The 18,370-nt window shown below is 68.3% G+C and carries 19 protein-coding genes; 11 read left to right on the plus strand and 8 right to left on the minus strand.

Translation table 11 applies throughout. From position 1 onward, the window contains the following. The first annotated feature begins 175 nt into the window (after nt 1–175). The 5 genes from ACVNF4_RS10460 to serC all read left to right on the plus strand — a co-directional run bounded on the left by ACVNF4_RS10460 (nt 176) and on the right by serC (nt 3,463). The gene (locus tag ACVNF4_RS10460) at nt 176–640 is read left to right on the plus strand and encodes a hypothetical protein (RefSeq protein ID WP_461802448.1); all 465 of its coding nucleotides are present in this window, start codon (nt 176–178) and stop codon (nt 638–640) included. 7 nt (nt 641–647) lie between these two features. Then, the gene (locus ACVNF4_RS10465; RefSeq protein ID WP_461802449.1) at nt 648–1,037 is read left to right on the plus strand and encodes a hypothetical protein; all 390 of its coding nucleotides are present in this window, start codon (nt 648–650) and stop codon (nt 1,035–1,037) included. Nucleotides 1,038–1,221: 184 nt separating this feature from the next. Further along, on the plus strand, nt 1,222–1,560 hold the full coding sequence (locus tag ACVNF4_RS10470) for a hypothetical protein (RefSeq protein WP_461802450.1): 339 nt from the start codon (nt 1,222–1,224) through the stop codon (nt 1,558–1,560). Then, nucleotides 1,557–1,865, plus strand: a complete 309-nt coding sequence (locus ACVNF4_RS10475) for a hypothetical protein (RefSeq protein ID WP_461802451.1) — start codon at nt 1,557–1,559, stop codon at nt 1,863–1,865. Before ACVNF4_RS10470 ends, ACVNF4_RS10475 begins: the two co-directional genes overlap by 4 nt. Before the next feature lie 479 nt (nt 1,866–2,344). Next, nucleotides 2,345–3,463, plus strand: a complete 1,119-nt coding sequence (gene serC / locus ACVNF4_RS10480) for a phosphoserine transaminase (protein WP_461802452.1) — start codon at nt 2,345–2,347, stop codon at nt 3,461–3,463. Nucleotides 3,464–3,569: 106 nt separating this feature from the next. Here serC and ACVNF4_RS10485 read toward each other — a convergent pair whose 3' ends face one another. Together ACVNF4_RS10485 and ACVNF4_RS10490 are read right to left on the minus strand one after the other, a co-directional pair. Further along, complete coding sequence (locus ACVNF4_RS10485; RefSeq protein ID WP_461802453.1) at nt 3,570–5,093, minus strand: cellulase family glycosylhydrolase; 1,524 nt, start codon at nt 5,091–5,093, stop codon at nt 3,570–3,572. A 142-nt stretch (nt 5,094–5,235) separates the two neighbouring features. Then, nucleotides 5,236–6,219, minus strand: coding sequence for a YncE family protein (locus ACVNF4_RS10490; protein ID WP_461802454.1), 984 nt, complete (start codon nt 6,217–6,219; stop codon nt 5,236–5,238). Nucleotides 6,220–6,307: 88 nt separating this feature from the next. Here ACVNF4_RS10490 and ACVNF4_RS10495 point away from each other — a divergent pair, with 88 nt between their 5' ends. Next, complete coding sequence (locus tag ACVNF4_RS10495) at nt 6,308–6,988, plus strand: SGNH/GDSL hydrolase family protein (protein WP_461802455.1); 681 nt, start codon at nt 6,308–6,310, stop codon at nt 6,986–6,988. Between the two features lie 14 nt (nt 6,989–7,002). On the opposite strand, the gene ACVNF4_RS10500 is transcribed toward ACVNF4_RS10495, so the two are convergent. After that, a complete protein-coding gene (locus ACVNF4_RS10500; RefSeq protein WP_461802456.1) occupies nt 7,003–7,746 on the minus strand; it encodes an aminoglycoside adenylyltransferase family protein in 744 nt (247 codons plus the stop codon). Between the two features lie 176 nt (nt 7,747–7,922). Here ACVNF4_RS10500 and ACVNF4_RS10505 point away from each other — a divergent pair, with 176 nt between their 5' ends. Continuing rightward, entirely contained in the window at nt 7,923–8,507 is a 585-nt protein-coding gene (locus ACVNF4_RS10505) for a Uma2 family endonuclease (RefSeq protein WP_461802457.1), read from the plus strand. A 49-nt stretch (nt 8,508–8,556) separates the two neighbouring features. On the opposite strand, the gene ACVNF4_RS10510 is transcribed toward ACVNF4_RS10505, so the two are convergent. Further along, nucleotides 8,557–9,486 (minus strand): nuclear transport factor 2 family protein, encoded by a 930-nt coding sequence (locus tag ACVNF4_RS10510; protein ID WP_461802458.1) that lies wholly within the window; start codon nt 9,484–9,486, stop codon nt 8,557–8,559. A gap of 164 nt (nt 9,487–9,650) precedes the next feature. Between ACVNF4_RS10510 and ACVNF4_RS10515 the strand changes: the two genes are divergently transcribed. Beyond that, on the plus strand, nt 9,651–10,640 hold the full coding sequence (locus tag ACVNF4_RS10515; protein WP_461802459.1) for an aldo/keto reductase: 990 nt from the start codon (nt 9,651–9,653) through the stop codon (nt 10,638–10,640). A gap of 230 nt (nt 10,641–10,870) precedes the next feature. Here ACVNF4_RS10515 and thpR read toward each other — a convergent pair whose 3' ends face one another. The 3 genes from thpR to ACVNF4_RS10530 all read right to left on the minus strand — a co-directional run bounded on the left by thpR (nt 10,871) and on the right by ACVNF4_RS10530 (nt 13,656). After that, a complete protein-coding gene (thpR, locus tag ACVNF4_RS10520) occupies nt 10,871–11,443 on the minus strand; it encodes an RNA 2',3'-cyclic phosphodiesterase (RefSeq protein WP_461802460.1) in 573 nt (190 codons plus the stop codon). Nucleotides 11,444–11,688: 245 nt separating this feature from the next. Further along, on the minus strand, nt 11,689–12,996 hold the full coding sequence (locus tag ACVNF4_RS10525; protein ID WP_461802461.1) for an MFS transporter: 1,308 nt from the start codon (nt 12,994–12,996) through the stop codon (nt 11,689–11,691). Between the two features lie 222 nt (nt 12,997–13,218). Beyond that, nucleotides 13,219–13,656, minus strand: a complete 438-nt coding sequence (locus ACVNF4_RS10530; RefSeq protein WP_461802462.1) for a MarR family winged helix-turn-helix transcriptional regulator — start codon at nt 13,654–13,656, stop codon at nt 13,219–13,221. A gap of 164 nt (nt 13,657–13,820) precedes the next feature. On the opposite strand from ACVNF4_RS10530, the gene ACVNF4_RS10535 reads away from it, so the two are divergent. Next, nucleotides 13,821–14,003, plus strand: a complete 183-nt coding sequence (locus ACVNF4_RS10535) for a ribbon-helix-helix protein, CopG family (protein ID WP_388752556.1) — start codon at nt 13,821–13,823, stop codon at nt 14,001–14,003. A gap of 42 nt (nt 14,004–14,045) precedes the next feature. Here the strand turns inward: ACVNF4_RS10535 and ACVNF4_RS10540 are convergent, their stop codons facing one another. Then, on the minus strand, nt 14,046–15,452 hold the full coding sequence (locus ACVNF4_RS10540) for an NCS2 family permease (protein WP_461802463.1): 1,407 nt from the start codon (nt 15,450–15,452) through the stop codon (nt 14,046–14,048). 116 nt (nt 15,453–15,568) lie between these two features. On the opposite strand from ACVNF4_RS10540, the gene ACVNF4_RS10545 reads away from it, so the two are divergent. After that, on the plus strand, nt 15,569–15,850 hold the full coding sequence (locus ACVNF4_RS10545; RefSeq protein ID WP_461802464.1) for a DUF2530 domain-containing protein: 282 nt from the start codon (nt 15,569–15,571) through the stop codon (nt 15,848–15,850). Between the two features lie 102 nt (nt 15,851–15,952). Continuing rightward, nucleotides 15,953–18,334 (plus strand): cation-translocating P-type ATPase, encoded by a 2,382-nt coding sequence (locus tag ACVNF4_RS10550; protein ID WP_461802465.1) that lies wholly within the window; start codon nt 15,953–15,955, stop codon nt 18,332–18,334. Nucleotides 18,335–18,370: the final 36 nt, after the last annotated feature.

Here is an 18,370-nt window from a genome sequence, read left to right on the forward strand (position 1 = left end):
GACGCCTGGTGAGCCAGCTCAACCAACTCGGCTACCAAGTGACCCTCCAAACAGAAGGAACTGCCTGACCAGCGGCTACGGACACGGGACGGGGGATTTTCGAATCAGGCGACGACGACCCTCAGGCGTGCTGCCTGAAGGTTCACCACCCGCGCGAGCACTCGTGGGAGGTGTCGTGAATCCGAACCGCGCCGCCGCCAGGCAACGCGTGCTGAACGAACAGGAGTTGGTCATCCGGCGCTATCGGCTCGGTGCGCCGCTCAGCGGCCTCGCCGAGGAGTACGGGGTGACCGCCGGCTGGCTGGGGCGGCGGTTCGACGAGTGGGGCGAGCAACGCCGCAACCTCGTCGACGCGTTGCTCTACCGGCGAGCCGGTGCCCGCGTGTTCAAGGGACGCGCCCGACGCCGCAGCAGCGCCGAAGTCACGCAGGCACGCGCCGAGTTCGTCAGGGCGCGGGGGAGCGTCGTCGACCGGTACCGACAGGGCGTGTCCGCCGCCGCGTTGGCCCGCGAGTTCCGGGTCAGTCCGACGTTCGTCGCGGAGCGGCTCGTCGAGTGGGGGGTGATCCGGCGAGAAGGGGACGACTCGTCGTCGTCCACCTCGTCGTCGTCCGGCTGGGAAGTCTCAACTGATCTGTGAGGGCGTCATGTTGCAGTGCACCGGGGTCAGGCTGCTGCCCGTGCCGGAAGTGCTGGCCTTGTTGGAGTCGGCGCCCGAAGGGGCGTACGAGGACTGCGAGTTCGCGGAGGGGTACGTCTGCTGTGAGCTGGCGGAGGGGCATGCGGGGGAGCACGCCGACTTCCTGTGGGACGGGGAGGCGGCGGACGTCGGGCAGTGGATGTTGTGGGGTGAGGACGGGTTCCGGTTCCCGGTCCTGCGGTGGTGTGACGCCTCGCATGTCGACGGCGACGCCTGCGGACTGTACGACACGCATCCCCTCGTCCACGCCTGGGACATCTCCGACCCGACCGTCGAAACACTCCTCCAGGACCTGGCCGCGAACCCGGAGAGCTGGGGTTTACCGGGGGACCTGTAGCAACACACCACCCCGCACTCGCCACCTGCCTGTTTCCGTGTTTCCCAAAACGTCGTCAGGCAGCGGGTGTTGGTGCTAACGTGCGCTGCACAACAACAAAAAAGGTGGCCCCGACAGGGATCGGAGTGGTGGAACACTCCGCTGCCGGGGCCGTGACGACAACCCAGCTAAGGAAACTGTCGCCGTGCGCCACTCTATCGCGCGCGCCATCTCGGCGTGCCTGCGTACCCTCTTCGCCGTCCTGCTTCCCGCGAAGGGCAAGCACCGGTCCCCGGAGCCCGTAGAGGCTCCCGCCCCGCCGGAGCCGTACGTCTCCCCCTGGTCCCGTCCGTGGACCAGCCCCAGCAAAGCCGAAGCCGCCGCACTGTTCCGGCAGCAGGACGCGGTCACACTCGAACTCCGCCTGCAACAAGAACGCCGCCGCGCCGCCGCGCTCGCCTCGATGGGCATCGAGTACCCGTACACCTATGAGGGTGCTCCCTTCGGGCCGGACGCGTTCGCCGCGACGGAGATGAGCGCGTGAGCGGCCCCGGAGTCACCCTCTACGCGTGCCCCGACCGCGTCGTCATCGTCGGCGTGCACTCCGTGGCGGACGACGCGATCCACAACCAGGGGAGGGACCGCATGCAGCGCAAAACACGGATCATCACGGAAGTTGCCGTCCTCGCGTCAGGCAGAGTGCTCGCACTGTCCGAAGACGCCCCGGACACCGCGTCGGCGGACACCGCGAAGCCGAGCACGGGCGTACCGACACCGGACGCCGCACAGACCGCCGCACCCAACCGGACCCTGAGTGCCATCGACCCGGGACTCACCGAAAAGGAGTAGCGGGCCGCCAGCAGGTCCCACAGCGCGTGTCCGGACTCCCGGAAGGGAAGCCCGCCGCAACCATCCAGAGCAACGCTCAGGCCCGCTCTAAGGGCGGCCCGGTGCCGAGCCTCACGGACGACCAGGCGGCGGACATCGTGACCGCCGTGAAGGCATCGTTCTGCGGCTGACCAGACCGCCCCGGAACCCCGTTCGACCCACGTCGGACGGGGCCTCGCCGCGTCTACCAGGTATCAGCCGAGCCCGATCACACCCGGCCTTCCGCAGAACCACCACTTGCAAGCATCCGGACCGGCGCTTGAGGACGAGGCCCGTCCAGGACCGATGGGGGTCCGGGGGCGTAGCCCCCACGTACTACACCGGCAGGGGTAGGGGGCTCCCCGGGGCCGACCACCACATCCCCGGCTCAAGCAGCACAGCACGTCTCACCGGACGGACCACGTTTCGCTCGCGTTTCCCCTAAGGGCTACCCTCCCCCCGTGGCTGAGATCCGGATTCCCTCTGACATCAAGCCCGCGGACGGTCGTTTCGGCGCGGGTCCCTCCAAGGTGCGGACGGAGGCTCTGGACGCCCTCGCCGCGACCGGCGCCTCCCTCCTGGGTACGTCCCACCGCCAAGCCCCGGTGAAGAACCTCGTCGGCGAGGTCCGTGAGGGCATCTCCGCGCTGTTCTCCCTCCCCGAGGGCTACGAGGTCGTCCTCGGCAACGGCGGCTCGACCGCGTTCTGGGACATCGCGACCCACGGGCTGATCGAGAACAAGTCGCAGCACCTCACCTTCGGCGAGTTCAGCTCGAAGTTCGCCAAGGCGGCCAAGCTCGCGCCCTGGCTGGCCGAGCCCACCGTGATCTCCTCCGACCCGGGCACGCACCCCGAGCCGCAGGCCGAGGCGGGGGTGGACGTGTACGCGTTCACCCACAACGAGACGTCCACCGGCGTCGCGGCGCCCATCAAGCGCGTGGCGGGCGCCGACGAGGGCGCGCTGGTCCTGGTCGACGCCACCTCCGGCGCCGGCGGCCTCCCGGTGGACATCGCGGAAACCGATGTCTACTACTTCGCCCCGCAGAAGTCCTTCGCCTCCGACGGCGGCCTGTGGATCGGTGTCTTCTCCCCGGCCGCGATCGAGCGCGCCGAGCGCGTCCACGCCTCCGGCCGGCACGTCCCGGAGTTCTTCAGCCTCCCCACGGCGATCGACAACTCCCGCAAGAACCAGACGTACAACACCCCGGCGCTCTCCACCCTGTTCCTGCTGAACGAGCAGCTCAAGTGGCTCAACAGCCAGGGCGGCCTGTCCTTCTCCACCTCCAGGACGAAGGACTCCTCCACCCGCCTCTACACCTGGGCCGAGGAGTCGAAGCACGCGACGCCGTTCGTCTCCGACCCGGCGAAGCGCTCGCAGGTCATCGGCACGATCGACTTCGCGGACGACATCGACGCCGCCGCGATCGCCAAGGTGCTGCGCGCCAACGGCATCGTCGACACCGACCCCTACCGCAAGCTCGGCCGCAACCAGCTGCGCGTCGCCATGTTCCCGGCGATCGACCCGGCGGACGTCGAGGCCCTCACGAAGTGCGTCGACTACGTGATCGAGAACCTCTGACTCCCTTGCCGCACAGCGCAGTTGTCTGCCGCACGACGGCGTGACCGCCGCGCACACGGACGACGCTGAAGGGCGCCCGGTGAACTCCGGGCGCCCTTCGCGCGGTTCAGGTCGCCGTACAGGTCAACGTCGGCGCACTGCCCCCACCAGGCGTGGCCCCGAACCCGAAAGTGGCCGAACTCCCCGCGGACAGGGTCCCGTTGTGAGCGGCGTTGGCCGCGGTCACCGACGCCCCGCTCTGGGTGTAGGACGCGTTCCACATGCTGGAGATCTGCTGGGAGCCGGGGAAGCTCCAGGCGACCTTCCAGGACGAGATGGCAGTCGTCCCCGAATTCACCACCTTCACCTCGGCGTTGAAGCCGCCGCCCCAGTCGCTGGTGACGGCGTAGGTCGCGGTGCAGGAGGCCGTGGACCCGCCGCCACCCCCGCCGCCACCCCCGCCACCGCCTCCGCCGACCGGCGGGAAGGCCGGTGCCTTGACACTGGCGAGGTACCCGTCCTTCACGGTGTCGACGGTCTGCCAGTCGTCCTTCAGGATCCCGCCTGTGTCACCGGAGTTGGGGTTCCACGACCAGTAGGTCCAGTGGAAGGAGTCGGCCCCGGAGGTCGAGGTCGGACGCAGGTAACTGACCAGTGCGGCAAGCCACTTCTGGTCCACGGTCGCCTGGAGCGTCGTACCGAACTCACCCACCCACACCGGGGCGATGTTCTGCTTGAAGATATAGCCCCAGTACTTGTCCCAGATCCCGGGCATGTTGTTCGGGAAGGTCGGGTCGCTGAACCAGCTCTGCTGGGCGACGCTGGTCGCGTAGTCGTGCGCGGAGTACACCACCCGGTTGGCGACGGAGAGCTGGACCGGATACTGGGCGACGCCCATCAAGTTGCCGCCCCACCAACCCGATACGCCGTTGAAGGTCTGGACGCCCTCCACGAAGATCAGCAGGTTCGGGTTGACCGACAGGACGGCGTTGCCCGCGCGCTGAGCGGCCAGCCGCCAGTCGGTCGCCGTGTCCCCGCAGCCCCAACAGGCGGGATCGTGCGGCTCGTTGTGGAGGTCGATGCCCACGACCGCCGGGTTCGAGGCGTAACGGGACGCCATGGACTTCAAGTTGGCGATCCAGGTCGACTCCGGCACCGCGGCGGTGTACCAGAGCGCGGACTGCCCGCCGGAGTCCGGGCGGTGCCGGTCGAGGATGACACGCAGGCCGTCCTTACCGGCGTACGACACGATCTTGTCAAGCACGCCGAGGGAGTTGAGGCCCTGGAGGTCGGCGTTCTTGCCGCTGGAGAAGTCGATGCTGTTGGGGACGGTCGAGGACTTGAAGATGTCGTCGCTGTAGGGGATGCGGATCGTGTTGTAGCCCAGCGACTTCATCTGGTCGATCATGCTTTTGTAGTCGCGCGACCACAGCCCATGAACGACGTAATTACCCGTTTCGAAGCCGAACCAGTTGATGCCGGCGACCCGAACAGGCTGCCCGGCCGAATCCAGGATCTGACGGCCACTGGTGTGCCAGTAGCCGGCCCCCGGCGCCTCCGCGGCCTGCGCCGACCCGGTGGCCGCCAGCCCCAAGGGCACCAGCAACGCGGCGGCAACCGCGCACAGCACCCTTCTCACATTGCGGAACATGTCCCTTGTTCCTCTCGAAGGTGCGGGTCCGAAACAGTGGGAGCGCTCCCACCCCCGCACCTCCCAGAGAAGACCGGTCCCATCACCCCGTCAAGGCGTACGACATCACTTCCCGAGCTTCCTGAACCTCCCGCCCACCTCCTCAGCTCCGCCGCAGCAACCTCCGCAGCCCGAACACCGCCGCGCAGACGACGGCGACGGCGAGCGCCCCCTTCGTCACCCCGCCCCCGGAGCCACCGTCGTCCGTGCCGGACCCCGACCCGGAGGACGACGAACTCCCCTTCGAGGAAGAGGACTTGTCGGCGCCCGGCGCCTCCCGGGCAACCACGCCGCTCCCCTCCCCCTCGCTCCCGTAGAGCAGCTTCTTGCCGTCGGCGGAGTAGGTCACGGACTCGCCCTGGCGTTGCAACGGCACATCGAGGCGGCCGGTCTTCTTGATCTTGCCGTCGTTCCAGTCGTACGCGATCCCTCCGAAGTACCCCCGTACCGCGAGCTGTCGGCCGTCCGGGGAGAAGGCGGCGTCGGTGGCCCAGAGGTCTACGGGAGCTATCGGCTTGAAGATGTTGTCGCCGGAGGCGGAGAGCGTGGCGGGTCCTTCGTAGAGGTGGCCGCCGTCCTCCTTCTTGTCGATGATGTAGACCCGGCCCGTCTTCGGGTGGACCATCATCGACTCCGCGTCGCGCCCGCCGTCCGAGTACTTCACGATGTACTGGGTCGTTCTGACCGTCTGGTCCTTGAGTACCTTCGGCTCGGGGAGCCGGTAGATCCAGAGGTAGGGCCAGCGTCCGTCGAAGTTGTCTCCGATGTCCCCTACATAGATCTGGTTGTCGGGGCCGATCGAGATCGCCTCGACGTCGCGCGGGGTACCAATGCCGCGCAGCGTGACCGTGGCGACCGTCTCGCCGGTGGCTCTGTCGACGGCGTAGATCTGCGGACCGTAACCGCTGTCGTTGTGCGTCCAGTAGACGCCCGGGTGCTGGCGGGAGGCCGCGAGGCCGCTGGACTCCTTGATCCGCGGGTCCTTGATGGTGAACCCGCCGTCGTCGTCGGCGGCGGCGGCGGAGGCGGGCACGGCGAACGCCCCCACGAGCAGGAACCCGGCGAGGATCGCGAACGGTCGGCGCATACCCCCAGCCTGCCATCCCGGCCGCGCCGACACGCGAGGTGTCGGGACTCACACCCCGTCGCCGACGGTGATCGTCCATCATGAGCGGATGCTCAGGTTCATGCCCGTAGGTGACTCCATGACGATCGGCAGTACGGGCGACCACACGTGGCGGTACCGTCTCTGGCGGCATCTGTGCGCCACGTACGGCGGCCCGTTCACGCTGGTCGGGCCACGCGAGACGCTCTACGACCAGGGGTCAGCCGCCCCCGACTCGTACGGGTACGCCGACCCTGACTTCCCCTACGGGCACCTGGCCGGCTGGGGCGAGGGCTGGCAGCACATGGCCCCCCTGATCGCCGACGCGGTGCGCGCCGGACGTGCGGACGTGCTGCTCGTCTCCCTCGGCCTGATCGACCTGGGTTTCTACACGAACGCGGAGCAAACCGCCGAGAACACGCGCGAGTTCATCACCGCGGCCCGCTCCGCCAACCCCCGCGTCCGCGCCGTCCTCCTCCCCGTCATCCCCAACATCCGCGCCGCCACCGACCCCGCCTTCGCCGACCAGGTCGCCCACTTCAACGAACTCCTCGCGAAGACGGTCGCCGACCTCGACGAACCGGGTTCTCCCCTACTCCTCGCGTCCCTCCCTCCCACGTACGACTTCCACACCGACACGTACGACGGGACGCACCCCAACGCGAGCGGCGAGCACCGGATGGCGGAGGCGTTCGCGGACGCGCTGTATCAGGGGTGGGGGTTGGGCGGGCCGTACGAGGAGGCGGCGTAGTACCCGTAGTACCCCTACTGGTCGGTCCTCTCGATCTCCGCCACCATCGCCTCCGCGCACCTCCGCGCCCCCTCCCCCAGTCCACCCACAGCCCCGACCTCCCCCAGGTAGGCCCTCCGAGCCCGCCCCAACACCCCCCGGTGCTCCACCGGCAGCCGCTCCCCCGCCCACCGGGCAGCCTCGTCCTTGGCCCCTACCACCCCAGTACTCAGGGTCATCCAGATCCGCGCGAGGGTGAGCAGGACGTTGCGGGTGTCGTGCTCCAGATCCGCCATGAGCTGCGGAACCCCGGCGGTGATCCCCCGCAGCAGGTCGGCGTGCGGAACAGGGTCGAGCAGCGCAGCCGGCGGCGGACCGAACAGCGGGGCGTCCCCCTGAAGCACCATCGTGAGCAGCGGAGCGAGATCGTGACTGGCCTCGGGAACAGGCAGCACCCCTCGCTCGAACTCCCCCCGCAGCCAGTCCCCGTAGAGGAAGTCGCAGACCGGCGGATACCGCCAGGGCCGTACGTCCTCCTGTACGACGACAGTCAACTCGACGTACCGGTAACCGTCCTGCCCGGACACAGCAAGCAACTCGTCTACGAGCACCTGACGCTGACGCTCCGTCAAAGACCTCCGCACCACACCGAGCACATCGATGTCACTGTCCGGCCGCAGTCCGCCCAGTACGGCCGACCCGTGCAGATACACCCCTAGAAGGTCCCCCTCCCCCACCACCCGGCGCAACAGCCCGGCTTCCGCATCCCCCAGCACCACGCGTCTCCTCTCACCCGCTCGACCCCTCTGACCTCACGCACGGTAGCCAGAGCGGGCCCAGGCCCCGCAAGCACATTTGTGCGAGACCCAAGAGCCCGTGCGTGTCCTTTTCACCGTACGTATCGTTGTACCGCGCGGCCGTGCCTGCACGAGGGCGGCCGGGGAGGAGCGCCACGATGACCGTCCTTGAAGACAGGATCGCGATGGCCGAGAGCGACAACACGAGCGAGCTCGACGAGTGGTTCGAGCGGCTTGAGAAGATGCCCGTCCCCGAGGGTTACAAGGTCGAGATCGTCGAGGGGGGCATCTACATGACGCCGCAGCGGGACACCCACTGGGAAATCATCCTGGATGTTGTCGAGCAGTTGCGGACCAAGTACCCCCGGTGGCGCGTGAAGTCCGACGTCCGTATCGACTACCCGGGGAAGCTCAACGGATTCGCAACCGACGTGACGCTGATGTCCGAGAGCGCCGTCAAGTCGGAGCGCGGGCACTGGAGTTACGAAGACGTCGAGCTCGTCGTCGAGGTGATCTCCAAGGGCACCGCCTCGAACGACTACGGCCCGAAGAAGGCCGCCTATGCCACCGCCAAGGTCCCGGTCTATCTCATCATCGACCCCTACACGGGCCGGTGTTGCATCCACACCCTCCCCAAGGACGACGACTACACCGTCCGGAGGGTCGACTTCGGCGCCAAACTCGACCTGACCGACACGCCGGTGAGCCTCACCCTCACGACCGACGAATTCCCTCGCGGCTGACGCCTGTCGCCGAGGGGTTCCGCATCCGGAACCCCTCTCAACTCCCGCCCTAGAACATCGTGTTGTCGTTGGCCGACGTCTCCGGCACATCCTGCACGACATCCCAGTGCTCGACGATCTTCCCTCCCCGCACCCGGAACAGATCCACGATCGCCTGCCCCCGCTGCCCCGGCGCCGGAATGTAGTGGCTGTGGACGGCGACGAGGTCCCCCTCGGCGACGACCCTCTTGGGCTCGACCTTCAACTGGGGGAACTGGGCGAAGTATCCGCCGAGCCCGGCCTTGACGCCCGAAATCCCGTTGGGAATGGTCGGGTTGTGCTGCTGGTAACCGGCACCCCAGTACCGGTCGATGGCACCGAGATCCTTCCGCACCAGCAACTGCTCGAACGCCTTCACCACGAGCTTCTTGTTGTACGACGTCAGCCAGGCCGGCCCCGGCTGCTGCGTGCGCGGCCAACTCACCGTGGAGAACATGTCGTTGCCGTTGGCGGACGTGTCGGGCACGTTCTGCCCGGTGTCCCAGTGCTCGGCGATCCGCCCGCCCTGGAACCGAAAGATGTCGAAGACGGCACTCCCCCGACTCCCGGACGTCAGCACGAGGTTGGAGTGGACGACGACCAAGTCCCCTTCGGATATCACCCTCTTGACGTCGTACACGGCGTCGGGGAACTGCTTGTGCACGGCCGCGCCCAGGTTCTTCAGCGTCTCGGCGCCGTCGGGAGCGAGCGGGTTGTGCTGGATGTAGTCGGGCCGTACGAAACGGTCGACGACGGCCCCGTCGCCCCGCTCGAACACCCCCTTGAGGACCCGGACGGCCACGTCCTTCTGGTGGGCGAGCCGGTACGGGGAGTCGACGGACGCGTGAGCGCCGTAACCGTTCGGTGCGGCGACGGCGGGGACGGTGGCGGCGGTGACCGTCAGCGCTGCGGCAGCGACGACTGCGGCGAGGGCCTTGCGGGCGGACGTGGTGGGGGTCACGGCGTTTCCTTCCAGGAGGGAGATAGTTTGAACTTTCAAGCTCAAACCTCGACCCTGATACTAACCACAAGAAAGCACTAACTTCCAGATAGTCCACCCTGAAAGATCCCCTACCCCCAAAGCCCCTTGCATCGAGTCCACTCCAAGTCGTTGGCTGGAGCACCATGAAGTACACGCAGCTCGGACGCACAGGACTCAAGGTCAGCCGACTGGTGCTCGGCACGATGAACTTCGGTCCGCAGACAGACGAGGCCGACAGCCACGCGATCATGGACGCGGCGCTGGACGCGGGCATCAACTTCTTCGACACCGCCAACGTCTACGGCTGGGACAAGGGCAAGGGCCGCACCGAGGAGATCATCGGCAACTGGTTCGCGGCCGATGCCTCCCGCCGCGACAAGGTCGTCCTCGCCACCAAGGTGTACGGGAACATGGCTCCCGAGGGTGATGCCTGGCCCAACCACGACAAGCTCTCGGCGGTCAGCATCCGCCGTGCGGTCGACGCCTCCCTCAAGCGGCTCCAGACCGACCACATCGACCTCTACCAGTTCCACCACATCGACCGTCTGACCCCCTTCGAGGAGATCTGGCAGGCCATCGACGTCCTGGTCCAGCAGGGCAAGATCCTCTACGCCGGTTCCTCCAACTTCCCCGGCTACAAGATCGCCCAGGCCAACGAGGCCGCCGTACGCCGTGGGTCGTACGGGTTGGTCAGCGAGCAGTGCATCTACAACCTCTACGAGCGGCGCGCTGAGATGGAGGTCATACCTGCGGCGCAGGACTACGGCCTAGGGGTCATCCCCTGGTCGCCGCTGCACGGCGGGCTCCTCGGCGGCATCCTCAAGAAGGAGCTGGACGGCGGCCGTCGTGCGGCGGGCCGCGCAGCCGACACGGTCACCGACCCGGCGGTCCGGGCACGCGTCCAGGCGTACGAGGATCTCCTCGACAAGCACGGAGTCGACCCCGGCGAGACCGCTCTGGCCTGGCTCCTCACCCGCCCCGGCGTGACCGGCCCGATCGTCGGCCCGCGTACGGCCGAGCAGTTGGAGTCGGCGCTCCGGGCGATGGAGCTGGAGCTGAGCGAGGAACTGCTGACCGGCCTGGACGAGGTCTTCCCGGGTCCGGGTCCGTCCCCGGAGGCGTTCGCCTGGTAGTACGGGTACTACGGGGACGGGCACTACGGGAATACCTGGGAACTACTCCTCCAGGTGCCCCGACCTGAGAGGTAGCCCTCGTGGGGAACCACCCCTCGGGGGCGCCCCTCAAGCGCCCACCCCCAACCCCTCACTTCCTCAATGCCGCAGCCATCGCCACCACGACGAACATCAGCACGAGCGCACCGGCCATGATCCGGTTCCGGGTTTTAGGGTCCACGCCACCGAGCCTAACCGCCCTCGCCGAGCGCCCACCGCCCGGCCACCTCATAACGCGGCCGTTCCCCCGTCACCCCGGACCTCGGCAGCTCGCTGCGCACCAACGCCACCTCCCCCACACTCCACCCCCGCCCCGAGAACCGGTCGAGTACCTCGACGTACGGCCCCGGCTCCACCCCCTCCCGGCTGCACGCCAGCGTCAGATGCGCCCGGTACCGCCGGTGCTCCTCCATCTCCACCCCGGCCTCCCGCCCCGCCAGCTCAGCCCGATCGGCAAGCACCCGCAACGCCTCGACATCCCCGGACGCCCCCGCCCACACCACCTTGCCCTGCCCGAACTGCCCGCCCCCACGCACGGCGAGTCCGAAGGGATCGGTCCGCCGAGCCGCACATCCCAGCCGCTCCGACAGTTCCGGCACGATGCCGTCCTCGACCTCCCCGTAGAACGCGAGGGTGAGGTGCCACCCCACCCGCCCGGTCCACCGCAGCCCCTCCGCACCGGGAAGCGCACGCAACTCGTCGACCACGGAGTCGAGTTCGGCACGGACGTCGTCCGGTGGGAGCACAGCGGCGAAGAGTCTCATACCGGGGATTGTCCCGCCCGGCACGACGGACGGCATGAGGATGCCGATCAGAGGAGGCCGCCCACCGCCGCGAGCCCCACGCCGCATGCACCTCCAGAGCCACACCCCCGTACACCCCGTACCCCCCGTACACCTCCAGAGCCACGTCCCGGTACGCCCCGTACACCTCCAGAGCCACGCCGACACGCCCCTCCGCAGATGTACGGGGACACCCCTGACGCCCCGCCCAAGCCCCTCACCTCACCTCACCCCGCCCGAGCCAACCCCACCTCAGCCTCAGCTCCGGCCTCACTCCCGCGCACTTCCCCACCCCGCGGCACGAACCGCACCCGAGGGTGCCCCCCGTTCCACCCCACCGACAACCGGAACCCCCCGACCCGAGTCAGCGCCACCCCGATCGACACGGCGGCCAGCAACGAGATCGCACCCCCCACGGCCAGCCCGGCCCGCACCCCGTACGCATCGGTGATCCACCCGGCGACAGGCGCCCCCACAGGCGACCCGCCGAGGAACACCATCATGTACAGCGCCATGACCCGCCCCCGCATCGCGGGATCCGTGGACAGTTGGATCCCGGTGTTGGCGGTCACGTTGACGGTCATCCCGAACATCCCGATCGGCACCATGAACAGCGCGAACAGCCACAGCGACGGCGCGAACGCGGCGGCCACCTCGACCGCGCCGAAGGCGATCGCCGCCCCGATCAGCACCCGCGTCCGCGAGGTCCCCCGCCGCGCGGCGAGCAGCGCTCCGGCCAGCGACCCGACGGCCATCAGCGTGTTGAAGAGGCTGTAGAACCCGGCGCCCGCGTGGAAGACGTCGTCGGCGAACGCCGAGAGATAGACGGGGAAGTTGAACCCGAACGTGCCGATGAACCCGACCAGCGCGATCGTCCAGATCAGCTCCGGCCGCCCGGCGACGTAGTGCAGCCCCTCGCGCAGCTGCCCCTTCCCACGCGGCGCGCGCTCGACGGCGTACAGTTCGCGCCCGCGCATCAGCAGCAGGCCGGCGATCGGTGCGACGAAGGACAGTCCGTTGAAGAGGAACGCCCAGCCGGTGCCCACACCGGTGATCATCAGACCGGCGACGGCGGGCCCGACGAGCCGCGCGGACTGGAAGTTCGCGGAGTTCAGGCTGACCGCATTCTGCAACTGCTCCGGCCCGACCATCTCGGAGACGAAGGACTGCCGCGCCGGGTTGTCGACGACGGTCGCGAGCCCGACGGCGAAGGCGGCGACGTAGACGTGCCAGACCTGGACGTGTCCGGAGAGGGTGAGCGCGGCGAGCACGACACCGGCGACGCCCATCGCGGTCTGCGTGATCAGCAGGGTCGGCCGCTTGGGGAACCGGTCGACGAGGACCCCGCCGTACAGCCCGAAGAGGAGCATCGGCAGGAACTGGAGCGCGGTGGTGACGCCGACGGCCGTCGCGGAGCCGGTGAGGCTGAGGACGAGCCAGTCCTGGGCGATGCGCTGCATCCAGGTGCCGATGTTGGAGACGACCTGGCCGGCGAAGAAGAGCCGGTAGTTGCGGACCTTCAGGGAGCTGAACATCGAGGACTTACGGGCCGGTCCCTCGGAAGTACCAGGGGTAGCGCCAGGGGCGTCACCGGAAGCGCCGGAAGCGCTGCGGGTACCGGCGGCATTACGGGTACTACGGGTACTACGGGTACTACGGGTATCCCCCGGGGGTCCCTCCGGGGTCGTGCGGATCGGTGCGGGTGCGGAGTCTGCTCCGGGTCCCGAACTCAAAAGGGTTCGCCTCCTCGTGACTGCCTACAGGTGCGCGAGCTTTTCCAGCACGGGGGCGGCGGCCTTGAGCTTCGCCCACTCGTTGTCGTCCAGCTCTTCCGCCAGACCGGCCAGGAACGCGTTCCGCTTGCGGCGGCTCTGCTCCAGCATGCTTTCGGCCTGCTCGGTCTGGCTGACCACTTTCTGGCGCCGGTCCTCGGGGTGCGGCTCCAGGCTGACCAGCCCCTTGGCCTCAAGGAGGGCCACGATGCGGGTCATGGACGGCGGCTGGACATGCTCCTTGCGGGCCAGCTCGCCAGGGGTGGCGCTGCCGCAGCGCGACAGTGTCCCGAGCACCGACATCTCGGTCGGGCTCAGCGATTCGTCCACCCGCTGGTGCTTCAGCCTGCGGGAGAGCCGCATCACGGCTGATCTGAGGTCGTTCACGGCGGCAGCGTCGTCGTCGTGGGTGAGGTCCGGCATGTTTCTTAGCCTAGGTCATTACCCTGGCTAAATACCAACCGGAACGCGCCGAACCGCCGTGATACCCACCACTGGCCGCACCCACAGCATTTTTTCACCCATACGGGTGACAGTGGCCCAGAAGGGCTCCCACCACCCCGAACCGTGCCGCGACCCTCATACCCATGGGGACCAGTGTGCTCAGCCTGCGAATAGACCATGACCTGCTCGAACGGCTCCGACACCACGCCGCCAAAAGAGGAATGAGCGTCCAGGACTATGTCGTCCGGACGCTCATTCGCGATGACTTCGACGAGCGGTTCCAGGCCGCCGTCGAGGAGACGGAGAAGTTCTACGGGCTCACCTGATACTCAGGTACTACGGGGCGTACCCCCGGCGAGCCCCCTACCTCACGTAAGACCCAGGGCCGGCATCAGGTAGTAGAACGCGAACACCGCGGAGACCACATACATGGCCACCGGCACCTCCCGGCCCCGGCCCGCGGCCAGGCGCAGCACGGCGAAGGCGATGAAGCCCATGCCGATGCCGTTGGTGATGGAGTACGTGAACGGCATCATCACCATCGTGATGAAGGCCGGGATCGCGATGGTGTGGTCGGCCCAGTCGATCTCCTTGACCGAGCCCGCCAGGATCAGGAACCCGACCGCGAACAGCGCCGGGGTCGCGGCCTGCGACGGCACCATCGTCGCGACCGGCGTGAGGAACAGCGCGACGGCGAAGAGCCCGCCGGTGACGAGGTTCGCGAAGCCGGTCCGCGCGCCCTCGCCGACACCGGCGGTGGACTCGACGAAGCAGGTGGTGGCCGACGAGGAGGACGCGCCACCGGCGGCGACCGCGATGCCGTCGACGAACAGCACCTTGTTGATGCCCGGCATCTGACCGGACGCGTCGGTCAGCTTCGCCTCGTCCGAGACACCCATGATCGTGCCCATGGCGTCGAAGAAGCAGGACAGCAGGACGGTGAAGACGAACAGGACGCCGGTCAGGACGCCGACCTCGCTGAACCCACCGAAAAGGCTGACCTTGCCGATCAGCCCGAAGTCGGGGGTGGCTACGGGATTACCCGGCCACTTCGGGGTGGTCAGACCCCAGGACGACACGTGCACGGCCGCCTCGATGATCACCGCGAGGACGGTCATGGCGACGATGGAGATGAGGATCGCGCCCGGCACCTTGCGGACCATCAGCGCGAGGGTGAGCAGTACGCCGAGCACGAAGACCAGTACGGGCCATCCCGTAAGGTGCCCGTCGCCGCCGAGCTGGACCGGCACGGTCGTGTGGGCCGCGTCGGGGATCCGGGTGACGAACCCGGAGTCGACCAGCCCGATCAGCATGATGAACAGGCCGATACCGATCGAGATGGCCTTGCGCAGCCCGAACGGCACCGCGTTCATGACCCGCTCGCGCAGCCCGGTCGCCACCAGCAGCATGACGATCAGACCGGCGAGGACGACCATCCCCATCGCGTCCGGCCAGGACATCCGCGGCGCGAGCTGGAGCGCGACGACGGAGTTGACGCCGAGGCCCGCGGCGAGCGCGATCGGGACGTTGCCGATGACGCCCATCAGCAGGGTCGTGAACGCGGCGGTCAGACAGGTCGCGGTGACGAGCTGGCCATTGTCCAGCTGGTGCCCGTACATGTCCTTCGCGCTTCCGAGAATGATCGGATTGAGCACGATGATGTACGCCATCGCGAAGAAGGTGGCGAAACCGCCCCGAATCTCCCGGGACAGCGTGCTGCCGCGTTCGGAGATCCTGAAGTGGCGGTCGAGTGCACCGGGGGTCGGGGTAGACATCGTTTGGTTGTTCCTACGAAGAGAAGCGGTCACGTGTAATCGGTTTCAGTATGAACATATGGCGACGGCGACAACCATCTCTGCGCGTAGATGTAATCGCCTCGTAAGCTAAGGCCATGGCGAAGTGGACCCCCAAGCACGAGGCGCCGGAGCCCCTGGAGGGCCCCGTGGTCGCGACCATCACCGGCGGCACGATCCTGTGGTTCGTCCTCTTCCTCGTACAACTGCCGTTCTACGGGTGGTACGACGACCACGACCGTCTCCCGTGGCTGTGGACGTGCCTCGCCGGCGCCGGACTAGGGCTGCTCGGCATCTGGCTCGTCCGGCGGCGGGACGCGGCGATCAAGCGGCACGCGGCGCTGACGACCGAAGCGGCGGGGCCTTCCTCGATCCCGTAGGTGACGCCCCCTACAACCAGGGCACTACACGCCTCCTACCCGAGTCGGATCTTCGGCCCTTTCAGCGGGTGAACCGCGCGATCCGCACGTACCGTCGTTGGCATGGCCCACACCGATGCGGCTGACGCCGCGCCCGCCGCCGCGGTGCTCCCGGCGAGCGGACTGACCACCGCCGAGGTCGCGGAGCGCGTCGCGCGCGGCGAGGTCAACGACGTACCCGTCCGCAGCAGTCGTACCTTCGGGGAGATCGTCCGGGCGAACGTCTTCACCCGGTTCAACGCGATCATCGGTGTGCTCTGGGTGATCACTCTGGTCGTGGCGCCCATCCAGGACGCGCTGTTCGGGTTCGTGATCCTCGCGAACACCGGGATCGGCATCATCCAGGAGTGGCGGGCCAAGAAGACCCTGGACTCCCTCGCGGTGATCAGCGAGGCGCGGCCGACGGTCCGGCGGGACGGGGCGGCCGTCGAGGTCGCCACCTCCGAGATCGTGCTGGACGACCTGATAGAGATCGGCCCCGGCGACAAGATCGTCGTGGACGGCGTGTGCGTCGAGTCCGACGGCCTGGAGATCGACGAGTCGCTGCTCACCGGCGAGGCCGACCCGGTCGTCAAACACCCCGGCGACCAGGTGATGTCGGGCAGTTTCGTGGTGGCGGGCGGCGGCGCCTTCCGGGCGACGAAGGTCGGCCGCGAGGCCTACGCCGCTCAACTCGCCGAGGAGGCCTCCCGGTTCACGCTCGTCCACTCCGAACTGCGCACCGGTATCTCGACGATCCTCAAGTACGTGACGTGGATGATGATTCCGGCCGCGATCGGCCTCGTCATCACCCAACTGGTCGTCAAGGAGAACGACTTCAAGGAATCCGTCGCCCGGACGATCGGCGGTATCGTCCCGATGGTCCCCGAGGGCCTGGTCCTGCTCACCTCGGTCGCCTTCGCGATCGGTGTCATCCGGCTGGGCCGACAGCAGTGCCTCGTCCAGGAGTTGCCGGCCATCGAGGGCCTCGCCCGGGTCGACACCGTCTGCCTCGACAAGACCGGCACCCTCACCGAGGGCGGCATGGACGTCACCGAACTGCGCGTCCTCGACGGCCACTCCGAGCCGTACCTCCGCCAAGTCCTGGGCGCCCTGGGCGAGTCGGACCCGCGACCCAACGCCTCGCTGCAAGCGGTGATCGACGCCTATCCGGACGCCGAGGACTGGCGCTGCACGGAGTCGCTGCCCTTTTCCTCCGCCCGCAAGTACAGCGGCGCGAGCTTCAGCGAGGCCGACGGGGAGTCGAGCACCTGGCTCCTCGGGGCACCGGACATCCTGCTGACGACGGACTCCCCCGCCCTCGCGGAGACCGAGCGGCTCAACGAACAGGGCCTGCGCGTGCTGCTGTTGGCGCGTACCGCCCGGGTGCTGGACGACCCCGAGGTGGCCGTCGGCGTCGAGCCGGCCGCCCTCGTCGTCCTGGAGCAGCGGTTGCGGCCCGACGCGGCGGAGACCCTGCGGTACTTCGCGGACCAGAACGTCCGGGCGAAGGTCATCTCCGGGGACAACGCGGTGTCCGTCGGCGCGGTCGCCGGAAAGCTGGGCCTCTCCGGCAAGGCCGTGGACGCCCGTCAACTCCCCTCGGACCAGAAGGAGATGGCGAAGGCGCTCGACGAAGGGACGGTGTTCGGGCGGGTCACTCCGCAGCAGAAGCGGGAGATGGTCGCCGCGCTCCAGTCCCGGGGGCACACCGTCGCGATGACCGGGGACGGGGTGAACGACGTTCTCGCCCTCAAGGACGCGGACATCGGCGTCTCCATGGGCTCCGGGTCCGAGGCGACGCGCGCCGTCGCCCAGATCGTGCTGCTCAACAACAGCTTCGCGACGCTGCCTTCGGTCGTCGCCGAGGGACGCCGGGTCATCGGGAACATCACGCGCGTCGCGACGCTGTTCCTCGTCAAGACCGTGTACTCGGTGCTGCTCGCGCTGCTGGTGGTCTGCTGGCAGGTCGAATACCCCTTCCTGCCACGGCACTTGACACTGCTGTCCACTCTGACGATCGGCGTCCCGGCCTTCTTCCTCGCACTTGCGCCGAACAAGGAGCGGGCCCGGCCCCATTTCGTGCGGCGTGTGATGCGGTACTCGATCCCGGGCGGCGTGATCGCGGCGGTCGCGACCTTCACGTCGTACCTGATCGCCCGTCACTACTACACCGGGGCCGACGCGTTGGACGCGGAGACCAGTGCGGCGACGCTGACCCTGTTCCTCGTCTCGATGTGGGTGCTGGCGATCGTGGCGCGGCCGTACACGTGGTGGCGGGTGCTGCTCGTCGCAACGATGGGCCTGTCGTTCCTCGTCGTCCTCGCCGTGCCGTGGCTTCAGCACTTCTTCGCGCTGAAGCTGGTGGGGTCGACGATGCCGTGGATCGCGGTCGGCATCGCGGTCGCGGCCTCGGCGGTGCTGGAGGTCGTGTGGCGGTGGGTGGACCGGCGGTTCGCGGAGTAGAAGAGCGCGGCACCGGGGTTGCCGGTGCCGCGCTCG

The organism is Streptomyces sp. S6, assembly GCF_054880855.1.